Here is a 12,960-nt window from a genome sequence, read left to right as displayed (position 1 = left end):
AATCAGCCGCCGGATGTGACGCCATTCACCCCTAGGGATGTGTTCGCCGTTCACAGGGATTTGAGATAGGCCAACAGCGCAGCTTTCTCTCCCTCCGGCAGATCCGTGCCCCAGAGGTGACCACCATTGCCGTTGCCTATCAGGGTGGTGTCGAATTCGAACCCTTCGGTGCAGGTGAAACCGACCTTTTCCACATCCACATTGGTGCAGCCACGGAAAAAACTGACGGGCCGAGCCTCGTGCGGGGTCAGCAGGTCCGCCAGCGTCGGCACCGATCCATTGTGCAGGTAAGGCGCGCGCATCCAGATGCCATCAAGCGGCATGTTGGCATAGCCGTCCGACACCCGGTAGTTGCTGAACTGGTAGGAATAGCCCTTTCCCACCTGCAGGAAGTAGCTGACCATTTCCGCGTCGAACAGGTCCGTTCGCTGCGGATCGGTGCCAAGGATCGCCTTGGACGTCACCTGTCCAAGGCTCGCCCCGCCCACGTCATGGCAGGTGTCACAGCCTTCGCGGGTATAGACATCTCTCCCCTCGGCCACCTGCGCAGGGTCCAGCGGCTGCGGCCATTTCGGCGGCGGGAAGTCCATCAGCCAGTCAGAGACGCGGTTGATGGAATGGTGTTCCACCAGCCACTCCTTTGCGCCGCCCGCCAGCGCTGCCGAGATATTGCGTTCCTGCAGCGAGGCGTTGTTGCCGTCCCAGTGGAACCAGCCGTCCAGCCGGATCTGCTGGTTCCAGACGGAGGGAAAATCCACGGTACCGACGCGCATATCCTCTGCCGGTTTCAAACCCCAGCGCTGCCGCCAGAAATTGCCGGCATCCGTGCGCCCCGGACCGTGCCTTGGCCGGTACTCCAGCCATGCGAGGCTGTCCTTCAGCAGGCCGACTTCTGTTTCCAACCGCGGAAAGACGACGCGGCGCAGCACGAACCGGTCCCACCTGCCGAGCGGTCTGCCGTTCTCTTCGGCCGAGGCGATCACCGCATCCGCCGTCAGGCGCGGGTCGCTAGCGGCCATGGTCAGGAAGTCGATGTAGGACTGGATATCCAGCTTGTTGTTGGGCGCGCCAAGGACGATTTGCTCTTGCCCGTCCAATACATAGGTCGAGACATGGCAGGTGGCGCAGTTGAAGCCGACGCGCTTTACCCCCACCCGCCGAACAGAGACACCGATGGGCAGGTCGCCGCCCTCGCTGATAAAGCCGAAACCGGCATAGCCCTCTGGCAGCTCCTGGGCAAAGAGCGTCGGCAGTTCACGCCAGATGTGAAAGGGAAAGCCGTCCACCTCGGCCCCGATGGAGCCGTATTTGAAATGTTCCACCACGTCGTCGAATTTCGTGGCGGGCCAGGGTTTGATGGTCAGCCGCTTGTATTCAAGGAACAGCGCTGCCCCCAGCAAGGCAAAGAAAACAAGGAAAAGCAGCTTCTTCATGATGCATCTTTTGGGTGAATAAAAATGGACTTACTCACCCAAAGGTGACACAGTTGACGGCATTAATGAAGGATTTATTGGAAAAGGGGCTCCTTATGTCGACGGCCTCCCCCGCAACAGATGGCGCCGGATTTCGCCCCGACTGGGCGGTCTGGCGTGACACCTTCCTGAAACTCACCTGCCTGCTGGTCGGCGCGATGATGTTCTATCGCGGCCTCTTGAACCTGTTTGGCTACAACACCGAATGGGTGTCGCTGTTTCCCGGCACACCGATCCTTGGCGCGCTCTGTCAGGTCCCCGATTACTGGGAGCGCTGGATGCTGGGCCCGATTTTCATGGGCGGCGTGTTCGGCATCGTACTCATGTGGCGCAACCTGCGGATCGGCTGGTGGATCTTTACCGCGCTGAATTTTCTGGTCGGCTATTGGTTCATCTTCATCCTCGAGGACATCTGGCAGCACCATGTCCTGCCGCATATCGTGTTTTCCGCCGTCTTCCTGCCCTTCTACCCGGGCATGAAACGCTCCGCATGGCTGTCGCGGCAGGTCAGCCGTCTGTTGGGGCGCATCGCCGTTCTGGCGCTTGGTCAGTTGCGGCGTCCGTGGGTCGCGCGCATGGTGGAGGCGGTGCCGTTTCTGCACCGCAAGCTGAACGGCCTGTTGATCAACCGTATCGTGACGCAGGCGCGGTCGCGTCCGCATCCATTTTCGACCATGTCGCCCTATTCCTCATGGAGCAGTCTGACAGACAAGACTTGGGCGGGCCGGCATCTTGGCGTGTCGGGGATCGACCCGGCCACCCTGCCCGGCTGGGAGGGGGAGAACGGGCTGAAACCGCTGTTCGAACGGCCCGACGGGACGCAGGCCCTGTGCCCGAAATCCACCATCCTGTTCCCGGCCTTCGCGCAATACCTGACGGACGGCTTCCTGCGCACGATCCCGGAAAAGGACTTTGACGGGGTCAAGGACGAACAACGCCGCAAGCGCAACAACTCGAACCATGAGATCGACCTCTGCCCGCTATACGGCCGCACACCGGAACAGACACGCGCGCTGCGTGACCCAGACCGGCGCGGCCACCTGCGGTCCCAGATCCGCAATGGCGAGGAATTCCCGCCCTTCCTGATCGAGAACGGAGAGATCGCAGACCCGTTCAAGGTACTGGACCGGCCGCTGGGCCTGCTGGAGCTGGAGGAAAAGATCGCCGGGGACAATCCCGCCGTGGCCGCCTTTGCCACCGACCTGCGCAACCACCTATTCGCTGTGGGCGGCGACCGGGTGAATTCGGTTCCGCAGGTGTCGATGATGAACACCCTTTTCCTGCGCGAACACAACCGGCTGGCCCGAGAGATCGGCGCGCGTTACCCGGACTGGGACGATGACCGGGTGTTCGAGACGGCGCGCAATATCGTTGTCGTGCAATTCATCAAGATCGTGGTCGAGGATTACATCAACCACATCGCCCCTTTCGCGCTGCACCTGATGGCAGATCCGTCTGTCTGCTGGCACGCGCCGTGGAACAAGCCGAACTGGATCACCACGGAATTCAGCCTGCTCTATCGCTGGCACGCACTGATCCCCGATCAGATCACATGGGGCGGGATGCAGCACATGGTCGGCCCCACCTACTTCATGAACAACCATCCCCTGATCGACACTGGCCTGAAACGCGGGTTCGAGGATATGAGCAACCAGCGCGCCGCGCGCCTAGGCCCGCGCAACACAAACGATCACCTGCTGGATATCGAGTGGGACAGCACCCGGCAGGGCCGCATCTGCGAACTGGCGTCCTACAACGCCTATCGGCAGTACCTTGGTCGTGATCCGGCCAGGTCCTTCGATCAGATCAGCACCGATCCGCAGGTCGCCGGGCAATTGGACAAGGCCTACAAGGGCAAGGTTGACGATGTGGATTTCTTTGTCGGGATCTTCTGCGAGGACCGTGTGCCCGGTTCCCCGTTGCCGCAAACGATCCTGTCTTTCGTGGCGCTGGATGCCTTCTCGCAGGCGCTGCCCAATCCGCTGTTGTCCGAACATATCTTTCAGCCGCCACCCGGGTTCGACGAGGACGCCACGATCGATCACCCCACCTTTACCCGCTATGGGTGGGAACAGATCGCGGCCTGCGGATCATTGCGTGACATTATCATGCGCAACGTGGACACCCCCGAAAACCTTGGGTTCATCGGCATGACGCGGCCAGAGTGGCAGGGCGAATAAAAAACGCGCCCCGATGAGCGATGTCACGGGGCGCGTCTGCTGTCTGTCAGGGTTCCGCTTGCTCAGGCAACCAGCGAGACGGGCGAGCCCTCAATTTCCGCATCATCAAAGAAAGCGGCGTGCAGGGTCTTGATCGCCTTTGACATGTCACCCCGTTCGAGGATGAACTGCGTGTCGACGTTGCGCGGTCCCTGGCTGGCACCGACGGAATAGATGCCCGCCCGGTCGAATGCCAAAAGCCCGCGTTGCAGGGTCGACAGCCCGCTGAGGTCACGCCCCACGACAGAAACCAGCGACAGCTTGCGCAGATTGATTTCCGCCTGCGGGTATTTCTCGGCCAGATCGGCCTCGACCCGGCGCAGCGCCTTGAGCGAGGCATCGACGTAATGCGTCACCGTGTTGGCGTTGGAGACCTTGGAGACGATACGCACGTTGTGACGGGTCAGAGCGTCGAGGATCGAGGCGTCGTAGCCTTTGACCCCAACCATGTCCTGTTCAAAGATTTCCAGCGCGATCACGTCGAGCCCTGTCACGATTTCGACGCCCGGCGTTTCTGCCGGTTGATCGTCGATCAGGGTGCCGGGATCGCCTGGATCAAAGGCATTGGTCACGCGCAGCGGCACACCGGCGCGGCGCAGGCACTTGGCGGCCGAGGGGTGGATTGCCTCCATCCCGAGGTTCGCCATCTGGTCGGCCACGTCATAATTGGTCCGGCCCAGCTTGCGCACGTTCTCGGCGCCGACCAGCTTGGGATCGGCGGAGGACAGATGGAATTCCTTGTGAATTATAGCCTCGGCGGCCCCGGTCTGGGCGGCGAGACGAGAGAAGGTCACCTCGGAATAGCCGCGGTCGAACTCGCGCATCAGCCCCTCTCGGCACTGGGCATAGCCGGTCACGATGGGCAGTTCGCTGTCCGTATCGATCCCGTCCATGCCACGCGCAAGACGCTCCTCAAGGGAAACCTCGCCATCGTCGCGCCAGCCGCTGAGGTCCACGAGGCGGGCGTTCACCCCGGCGCGTTGCAGCATCAGGACGGCGACATAGGCGGAATGCGCCTCGCCCAATCCTGACAGCAGCTCGCGGATATGCAACAGATGCGCGTTCAGGCGGAAATGCCCGTAAGAGCACAGGCGCTGCAGGTCGATCAGGCAGTTGCGCGCTCCTTCGATGCGCTCCTGCACGAAGGCGGTCGCCTGTGCCACGTCGCCGGGATTGTCCAGCACGGCCTCATGCGCCTCGATCATCGCCTGACTGACGCGGGTCAATGCCTCGTGCCAGCCGTGATCGTCATCGGCATTGGCGAAACGGGCGTAGACACCCGCCTCTCCGGTCTTCTTGTGTTCCAGCAACAGGTTGGTGATGCCGCCAAAGGCCGAGACGACAAAGACCCGACCGTATTGCGGCTGTCCGTCTCTCAGGAACAGCGTGTCGCGCAGTTCCCTGAGGCGGGACATGGAGGTCCCGCCTATCTTTTCGACTGTATGTGCCATTCTATCAGGCCTCCACCTCTTCGGGGGCGGCGTAGGATCCATCTTCGCGATGTACTTCGTTGCCGGTCACCGGCGGATTGAAGCAGCACGCCATGACCAGTTCCTCGTCCGCTTTCAGGACGTGGCGGTCGTGCTTGTCCAACGCATACATCACGCCGGGCTTGATGGGGTGCGTCTCACCCGTGGCCAGATCGGTGATCGAGCCTTTGCCCTGCATGCAGTAGACGCTTTCGAAGTGGTTCTTGTATTCGAACGTGTGCTCCGAACCCGCCTCCAGAAAGGTGATGTGGAAGGAAAACCCCATGTCATCATCGGCCAGCAGCATGCGCACGCTGGTCCATTTGGCATCCGAGACGACGCGGTCGGGCTGAGTTTTGCTGATCTCTTCGAAATCTCTGACGATCATGTCTGTTACTCCGCTGCGATCTTTTGCGAGGACAGGATGGTGCGGGCGGCATCGGTGAGAATGTTCAGGCCGTCCTTCAGCACCTCGTCCGGGGTGGTCAGGGGGGCGAGGATCTTGACGACCTCATCCTCGGGGCCGGATGTTTCGATGATCAGGCCGTTTTCAAAGGCCTCGGCGCAGATCGCACCGGCCAGCTCACCCGAGCCCACATCGACACCGCGCATCATGCCACGCCCCTTCAGCTTGGCCCCGGGGATCATCGCGGCAATGGTTTCCAACCCGTGTTCGACGGTCTGGGCGCGGCGCTTGATGTCCTTTTGAAAGGCATCGTCGGCCCAGAACTTTTCAATCGCTACGCGGGCCGTCACAAAGGCGTGGGTGTTGCCGCGGAACGTGCCGTTGTGTTCCGCCGGGCCCATGATGTCATGTTCGGGACGCACCAGAACCATGGCAAAGGGCAGACCGAAGCCCGACAGCGATTTCGCCATCGTGATAACGTCCGGTGTCACGCCCATCTCTTCGAACGAGAAAAACGTGCCGGTGCGACCGCATCCCGCCTGAATATCGTCGATGATCAGCAACGCGCCGTGCTGCTTGGCCAGATCCGCAACCTTGCGGATGAACTCGGCGCTGGCCGCGTTCAGGCCACCCTCGCCCTGAACGGTTTCCAGCAGGATCGCAGCAGGTGCGTCCATGCCCGAGGAGGGGTCAGACAGCATCTGCGCAAGGAAATCGGCGGAATCCATGCCGTCCATGTAGTCATCGAACGGCACGCGAGAGACACCGCCCAGCGCGGTCCCTGCCCCACCCCGGTGATAGCCGTTGCCGGTGGCGGCCAGCGCGCCCATGGTCACACCATGAAAGCCGTTGGTAAAGGCCACGATGCTTTCGCGGCCCGTCACCTTGCGCGCGATCTTGATCGCGGCCTCTACGGCGTTGGCGCCGGTCGGGCCGGTGAACATCAACTTATGGTCTATGCCGCGCGGACGCAGAATGTGGGATTCAAACGCCTCCAGAAAGCGCGCCTTGTCGGAGGTATGCAGGTCCAGCGCATGCGCAAGGCCATTTTCGGACAGATGCGCCATCAGAGCGGCCTTCATGTCCGGATCGTTGTGACCGTAGTTCAGCGAGGAACAGCCCGCCAGAAAGTCGATGTACTCACGCCCGGCGGCGTCGGTCATCTTGGAACCTTCGGCGGTGGTGAACACGGTGTCGAAACCACGGCAATAGCTGCGCGCCTCGGATTCACGTCGTTTGAAGATGGTCGGTTGAAAGGTCTGGGAAGCCATGTCGGTATTTTCCTGTATCTGAGTATCTTGCAAGGCCGGGGGCAGCGGTTACGCCGCGCGCGCCAGACGCCGTGCAAGCTTGATGGTGACGAGGTTCTCGGTCTTGTGCTGGTTCTGAAAATGCAGCGCCTGTGTGTAGTAGGGCTGAACCTCCAGCACCGTGTTCTGCGACTTGCCGAACTTGCGGAACAGCCCCCAGGAGGCGGCATTGTCGCTGGTGATCGTGGTCTGCACCCGCAGGACGTCCTCACAGGCCGGACGGTCCGTGATCTCGTGCAACATCAAGCCGCCAAGCCCCATGCCCCGCGCCTTTTCGGACACGGCGACCTGCCAGACGAACAGCGTCTCGGGATCGTTGGGCATGACGTAGGCAGAGATCCAGCCGACGATCTCACCATTCAATTCGGCCACGACACAGGTGTCGGCGAAATGGTCCGCCTGCAGCATGTTGCAATACATCGAATTCTCATCGAGCGGCTTGCAGGATCGCACCAGTTCCCAGATCCCGGCTCCATCTTGCGCAGTCGGCGGGCGCAGGCTGGGCAGCGTGGAACGAGTGACATCTCTTGGGTGTTGCATGCGGAGCAGATCCTTCGGAAGTTGCTTTGGCAATCGAAATAACGCGCCGCCGCAGGTATTTCAACAGGCAAAGTATTTTTTTATCTGTAGGCCCAAAATGTGGAACTTTCAGCCCTTTAAGCCGTTAGATAATGTTAGAAAGACGAAATATTTTCAGACCGAACCGCTTTGACAGGGCAACAATAGACCCATATAGTTAGACATGCTAAGTTTGGGCTTCATGATGGACCGTGTAGATACAACCTTGATCGCATTGCGGCGCATACTCCGGGCGACCGACCTCTATGCGCGTGAGCTGAAGCAGGCCGCCGGCGTGACGGCGGTACAGTTCCGCGCCCTGCAGATCATCGCCGAAAAGGGCCAGTGCACGGCCAAGGAAATCTCGCAGCGGATGCATGTTTCGCAGGCGACCGTGACCTCGCTGGTGGACAAGCTGGTGCGGGACGGTCTGACGCTACGGGAAAAATCCGAACAGGATCGCCGCCAGACAAACATCCATATCACCCCCAAGGGGCGCAAGACGCTGGATGAGGCACCGGATCCGTTGCAGCAACGTTTCGTGCGCAAATTCGCGGCGATGGAGGACTGGGAGCAGGCGATGCTTGTGGCCAGCCTTGAACGCGTGGCGGCGATGCTGGATGCCGAAGACCTCGATGCCTCGCCGGTTCTGGATACCGGGGACATCAAGCGGGTTGTTGAAGGGTAACGCTGCGACCCCACCAATCACCTACACCTGATCAGAACGCGCGCCGGGGTCCTTCGCGCGCCGTTCTGCATTGGCCCACCACCTTCCCCTGCCCACCGTTTTGTCAGCCTTGGCGCCCCCACGGCGGCGCAACTTTGACGGCAGCCACCTGCCAGCCTTCAACTAAGCAGCAACAAAACATTCCATAGCTTAAATGTATTGATTTGGATCAAGGCGAGTCGCATTCGGACGCAGACATATAACGACACCGACATGTGTGATGCGTGGCGTGAAATCGATGAACAAGAAATAAACTAACGATTTGGTGAGGAACCCCATGGCCGATACGCCTCTGATTACAAGCCCGCTTTACACCTCTTCCCATGTGTTCAGTTCGAATGACGTGACCGGAACTTTTGACGGTCTGACACAGGGCACAATTCCTGTCGGTGGATTGCCCATCGTAGATTTCTCGGCCTTGCCGAAAGTCACCAAGGAAGGCGTCAGCCTCTATCCCATCGACAGCGAGTTCGGCTTTTACGTCACCGATTTTCTGGGCGCCGAAGACAAGGTGCGCGACTACGACTATGCCGAAGGCTGGATCGGCGACCTGACCGGACCGGCGGGCGAACAGCTGGGCGTTGTCGTATCGGACGCAGCGACAGACACCTTCAAGACGCCGGCCCTTCTGGGCACCTGGCTTGCCGGGCTTGGCGGCAACACCGTGAAAGCATCGACCGAGCATTACAGCGTCATGCAGAACGTCCTGTCGGATCAGAAATATCCCGGCGACCCGGACGCGCTCTATCAACTGGACGATGATCTGATCCTGCTCAGCCAGAACACCGCGTGGAACGAACAGCGCGTTGCCGACCTGCTGGCCGATCCGACCACCTACGGCGTGACGGATGCGAACGGCGACGGGGTGCTGGACATCAAGGACCTGCTCAATCCCAACGAATCCACCATCGCCTACGACATTGCCTACAGCACGGACTACTCGGTCACGATGAAGGACGACGGCAAGCTGCTGTATCGCTGGGGCAATACGATCAAGCGTCCCAACGACGTGCGGCTGGAAGCCACGCTGGACCTTCCGGACGAGTGGAAAGACACCGACTCCACAGGTCTGCGCCCGCTCTTCAAGGTGACCGCAGCGGAACTGCTGACCAACCACACGATCACCAACAACCCCAACGACCAGATCCGCCCCGAGGATTTCGAAAACGAGGCGGCCATCGGTAAACTGCCGACCTATTCGATCGTTTCGGACTACAACCTCGATGGCAATGGCCCGCGTGAGGTCTGGGTCTCGACCGACGACTACTATGCCGGTGACGGGACGCTGTATCCGGCAGGCACCATCCTCAAGGACGCATTCCTTGCTCAGCAAGGGGCCGCGTCTGACCTCGCTGCGATCAATGCCGCCTCTTCGGACCTGCTCGAAGGTTATACCAACGCCTGGTACACCACGATGGACCGCGAACCCTTCGAGGCCAGCCTTGATGCCTCCGGCGAATACATCAGCGGCCCCCGCTGGCGTCTGCAGACGGACAAATACGGTCAGGACCTGCCCAGCGTGGTCATCCCCGAAGACCCCAGCCTGCCGCCGCCCCCGACAAACGACCAGGTCAAGTACGAGGTCGGCGAAGATGACCTCACCGTACTGAACCTGCTGGACTGGGGAACGCCGGTCTCGCCGCTGTCGATCAGCGCCGGGTGGATGAACAACAGCGGCGCTGTCTCTGAAAACGGTCTGAACATGACCGATAATTTCGACATCGCCTTTTACGTCAAGGGCGACATCAAACCTGCCACTCTCTACAACACTACGCTGCAGATGAACTATGAAGAGATCGACATCTTCGACTCCGGCGTAGCCATCGCCGGCAGCGCGGAAGACGATCACCTTGTTGGCCAGGGTGGCAACACCTTCACCGGCGGCGCAGGTGGCGATCTGTTCGTCCTGTCCTATGGCAAGATGGAAGGCGATGCGCTGACCAGCAGCACCGTCACCGACTTCATCGACGGCACCGATGTGATCGGTCTGATCGACCTTGGCGTCGATGACGTGAACTTTGACAGCAAGGTGACGCAGACCGTCGTTGCAGGCGACCTGCGCATTGTGATCGACGGTCAGGAGATCGCCCTTCTGGAGGGCGTCGCCGAGGAGCTCGATCTGGAAGACTTCCTGCTGATCAACCGCGCGCCGGTCACACCGATCGAGGGCACCGCGGGCGACGACCTTCTGGTCGGCACCCCGGGCGCCAACGTGCTGGACGGTCTGGAGGGTAATGACACCCTTTGGGGTCAGGGCGGCGAGGATCAACTGCTGGGCGGTGCGGACGATGACCGCCTGCTGGCAGAGCCGGTCAACCCGATCTGGGATACGCCGGCGGAGCAGGTCTTCCGCATGTACAAATCGGCCTTTGATCGTCTGCCCGATCGTGGCGGTCACACAAACTGGACCGAAGGGCTTATTGCAGGCACCCACAGCCTGCTGAGCATGGCGTCGGCCTTTATCAACTCGGCCGAATTCAAGACGGCTCATGGCACCCTGACCAATACCCAGTTCGTCACCCTGATGTACGAAAACGCGCTGGAGCGGACGCCCTTGCCCGCAGAGATCACAGGATGGGTGGCGCTGCTCGACAGTAAGACGATGACCCGTGGCGAAGTCATGGTGAACATCTCGGAAAGCCCCGAGGCCATCACCAAGACCGGCAATATCGCGCTGGAGTACTCGCAGGCGGGCTATCAGCAGATCTTCACCGACGAGGCGTACCGTCTCTTTGTGGCGACCACCGGCGAAGAGCCGAGCGCGCAGGATATTGCAGAGATCACGCTGGATCTGGCACAGGGCAGCACGTTGCTTGACGTGGCCAACGACCTGTTCGCCACGGCAGAGGCGACAGACTACTACGGCGGCACCACGAACATCGAGTTCATTCAAAAGCTGTACCCGACACTGCTGGAACGTGGTGCCGATCCGATGGCGCTGGCCACATGGCCCGCGATGCTGGACGCAGGCACCATGACACGCCCGCAGGTCATCACGACGCTGGTTCAGGGTCCCGGCGCGATCATGGCGCAGGCCGATGACATGCTTGCCCAGCTCAAGGCGCTTGGTCAGGATGACCTCATGGACGGCGGCCCGGGTGATGACGTCCTGTTCGGCGGCATTCTCTCGGACACGTTCCAGTTCGACGTGGCCGACGCCGGCTCGGATGAGCTGGTGGCGATCGAGGCATGGGATGTCCTGCAGTTCACCGGCTTTGGCTATGCCACTGCCGCCGATGCGATCAGCCACATGTCGCAGGTGGGCGATGATGTCGTCTTCAGCGATGCTGGCGTCACGGTCACGCACCTGCAAACCGCGCTGGCCGAAATCACGGAGGATATGATCCTCGTTTGAGATCATTCCAGAGCACGCAAAAAGGGCCGCATTCCGCGGCCCTTTTTCATGTGTCCTATTTTCTTGCATCCCCGTCCGGCACCGTTTCCCGCTCGACCTTTGCAATGACCCGCGCGATGATCGCCGGCACTGCACCATGGACAAGGCGACGGCATGACGGACACGGCAACACTGGGACCCACAGACATCAATGCACGGTGGCTGGACGATCCTGTGCACAAGGATTGGCTGGCGCAGCAGAGCCTGTCGCAATTCCGTTTTTTCCGGGCCTGCCTACGGGATGAGCCGGGATTTCATCTGCTTGACGTCGATGGTGCTCCGGTTCCCGGTCCCGCGCAGGAACTGCACAGCACAACCCGCATGATTCATTCCCACGCGCTGGGTCAGATGGCGGGCGTCCCCGGCGCGTCAGAGATCGTGGACCACGGCATGGCCTACCTCTGGTCGCACCACCGCGACACGCGGCATGGCGGCTATTTCTATGCACTGGACGACACCGGCATCGTGCGGGACATCAAGCTGGCCTATGGCCATGTCTTTGTCCTTCTGGCCGGGGCCAGCGCCAAACTGGCGGGCCACCCGGATGCGGACCGGCTGATCGCCGACGCCACCGAGGTTCTGGACAGCAGGTTCTGGGAGGAAGAACACGGACTCTTTGCCGACGAATTCAACCGTGACTGGACCCCCTTCTCCTCCTATCGCGGCATGAATGCCAACATGCACGGGGTCGAGGCCCTGCTGACGGCCTTCGAGGCCACAGGCGAGAGCGAGTACCTGAGCCGCGCGGGCCGGATCCTCGATTTTTTTACCGGCCGGATGGGTCCGGCGCATGACTGGCGGTTGCCGGAACATTACACCAAGGACTGGCAGGTCGACGCGGGTTACGCGGGCAACCCGATGTTTCGCCCGGCGGGCACCACCCCCGGCCATTCGTTCGAGTTTGCGCGACTGCTGCTGCAGTACTGGGATCTGAACGGTCGTCCCGATGATGGCGCCCCGGACCGTGCCCGCGCCCTCTTCCGCACCGCGCTACGCGATTCAACTGACCCGGAGCGCGGCGGTTTTGTCTACACCGTGGATTTTGACGGGTCATGGAAGGTGCCGGACCGCTACTGGTGGCCGGTGACAGAGGCCATCGGCACGGTCGCCAGCTTCCTGAAACTCGACTGGACCGCCGAGGATGAGGCGCTTTACCGCGAGATCTGGCAGTTTGCCGACCGCCACCTGATCGATCACACCCACGGCGGCTGGTTCCCTGAACTCGACGCCGACAATCAGCCGACCTCGACCCAGTTCACCGGCAAGCCTGACATCTATCATGCAATTCAGGCGACCTTGTTTCCCATGTCGCCTGACCTGTCACGTATCGCCGTGTCCCTGCCCCGGTTGACTGCGGGAACCTGACCGGCAGGCCCGTAACAACCGGGCCTGAGCGACCATTGGC

General features: G+C 61.1%; 9 protein-coding genes. 4 read left to right on the top strand and 5 right to left on the bottom strand.

Annotated features, from left to right (window positions below; genetic code table 11):
* Positions 1 to 50 precede the first annotated feature (50 nt).
* Positions 51 to 1,433: a c-type cytochrome gene (locus ACTXGA_RS02830; protein ID WP_443391613.1), complete on the bottom strand. Its 1,383-nt coding sequence runs from the start codon at positions 1,431 to 1,433 to the stop codon at positions 51 to 53.
* A gap of 95 nt (positions 1,434 to 1,528) precedes the next feature.
* Here ACTXGA_RS02830 and ACTXGA_RS02825 point away from each other — a divergent pair, with 95 nt between their 5' ends.
* On the top strand, positions 1,529 to 3,652 hold the full coding sequence (locus ACTXGA_RS02825; protein ID WP_443391612.1) for a peroxidase family protein: 2,124 nt from the start codon (positions 1,529 to 1,531) through the stop codon (positions 3,650 to 3,652).
* Between the two features lie 62 nt (positions 3,653 to 3,714).
* On the opposite strand, the gene ACTXGA_RS02820 is transcribed toward ACTXGA_RS02825, so the two are convergent.
* Genes ACTXGA_RS02820 through ectA form a run of 4 tightly spaced genes read right to left on the bottom strand, consistent with a single transcriptional unit; the run spans position 3,715 to position 7,416 of the window.
* Entirely contained in the window at positions 3,715 to 5,142 is a 1,428-nt protein-coding gene (locus ACTXGA_RS02820; RefSeq protein ID WP_443391611.1) for an aspartate kinase, read from the bottom strand.
* A gap of 4 nt (positions 5,143 to 5,146) precedes the next feature.
* Positions 5,147 to 5,548 (bottom strand): ectoine synthase, encoded by a 402-nt coding sequence (locus ACTXGA_RS02815; protein WP_443391610.1) that lies wholly within the window; start codon positions 5,546 to 5,548, stop codon positions 5,147 to 5,149.
* A 5-nt stretch (positions 5,549 to 5,553) separates the two neighbouring features.
* A complete protein-coding gene (gene ectB, locus ACTXGA_RS02810) occupies positions 5,554 to 6,837 on the bottom strand; it encodes a diaminobutyrate--2-oxoglutarate transaminase (protein ID WP_443391609.1) in 1,284 nt (427 codons plus the stop codon).
* 48 nt (positions 6,838 to 6,885) lie between these two features.
* Positions 6,886 to 7,416, bottom strand: coding sequence for a diaminobutyrate acetyltransferase (ectA, locus tag ACTXGA_RS02805; RefSeq protein ID WP_443391608.1), 531 nt, complete (start codon positions 7,414 to 7,416; stop codon positions 6,886 to 6,888).
* A 223-nt stretch (positions 7,417 to 7,639) separates the two neighbouring features.
* Here ectA and ACTXGA_RS02800 point away from each other — a divergent pair, with 223 nt between their 5' ends.
* The 3 genes from ACTXGA_RS02800 (at position 7,640) to ACTXGA_RS02790 (ending at position 12,920) form a co-directional block, all read left to right on the top strand.
* Positions 7,640 to 8,122 carry a MarR family winged helix-turn-helix transcriptional regulator gene (locus ACTXGA_RS02800; protein ID WP_443392024.1) on the top strand — a complete coding sequence of 161 codons (483 nt, stop codon included), beginning with the start codon at positions 7,640 to 7,642 and terminating at the stop codon, positions 8,120 to 8,122.
* A gap of 316 nt (positions 8,123 to 8,438) precedes the next feature.
* Positions 8,439 to 11,516, top strand: a complete 3,078-nt coding sequence (locus ACTXGA_RS02795; RefSeq protein ID WP_443391607.1) for a DUF4214 domain-containing protein — start codon at positions 8,439 to 8,441, stop codon at positions 11,514 to 11,516.
* Positions 11,517 to 11,669: 153 nt separating this feature from the next.
* Positions 11,670 to 12,920 carry an AGE family epimerase/isomerase gene (locus tag ACTXGA_RS02790; RefSeq protein WP_443391606.1) on the top strand — a complete coding sequence of 417 codons (1,251 nt, stop codon included), beginning with the start codon at positions 11,670 to 11,672 and terminating at the stop codon, positions 12,918 to 12,920.
* Positions 12,921 to 12,960: the final 40 nt, after the last annotated feature.

The sequence above is a fragment of the Antarctobacter jejuensis genome, from assembly GCF_052266595.1.
GTDB lineage: Bacteria > Pseudomonadota > Alphaproteobacteria > Rhodobacterales > Rhodobacteraceae > Antarctobacter > Antarctobacter jejuensis.
Note: the sequence above shows the minus strand (reverse complement) of the source record. Positions and strands in the feature narration are given on the sequence as shown.

Bases quoted from the DNA above. Each gene is read 5' to 3' on its own strand.
- ectA (WP_443391608.1), bottom strand. From the start codon at position 7,416: ATGCAACACCCAAGAGATGTCACTCGTTCCACGCTGCCCAGCCTGCGC.
- ectB (WP_443391609.1), bottom strand. From the start codon at position 6,837: ATGGCTTCCCAGACCTTTCAACCGACCATCTTCAAACGACGTGAATCC.
- ACTXGA_RS02815 (WP_443391610.1), bottom strand. From the start codon at position 5,548: ATGATCGTCAGAGATTTCGAAGAGATCAGCAAAACTCAGCCCGACCGC.
- ACTXGA_RS02790 (WP_443391606.1), top strand. From the start codon at position 11,670: ATGACGGACACGGCAACACTGGGACCCACAGACATCAATGCACGGTGG.
- ACTXGA_RS02795 (WP_443391607.1), top strand. From the start codon at position 8,439: ATGGCCGATACGCCTCTGATTACAAGCCCGCTTTACACCTCTTCCCAT.
- ACTXGA_RS02800 (WP_443392024.1), top strand. From the start codon at position 7,640: ATGGACCGTGTAGATACAACCTTGATCGCATTGCGGCGCATACTCCGG.
- ACTXGA_RS02820 (WP_443391611.1), bottom strand. From the start codon at position 5,142: ATGGCACATACAGTCGAAAAGATAGGCGGGACCTCCATGTCCCGCCTC.
- ACTXGA_RS02830 (WP_443391613.1), bottom strand. From the start codon at position 1,433: ATGAAGAAGCTGCTTTTCCTTGTTTTCTTTGCCTTGCTGGGGGCAGCG.
- ACTXGA_RS02825 (WP_443391612.1), top strand. From the start codon at position 1,529: ATGTCGACGGCCTCCCCCGCAACAGATGGCGCCGGATTTCGCCCCGAC.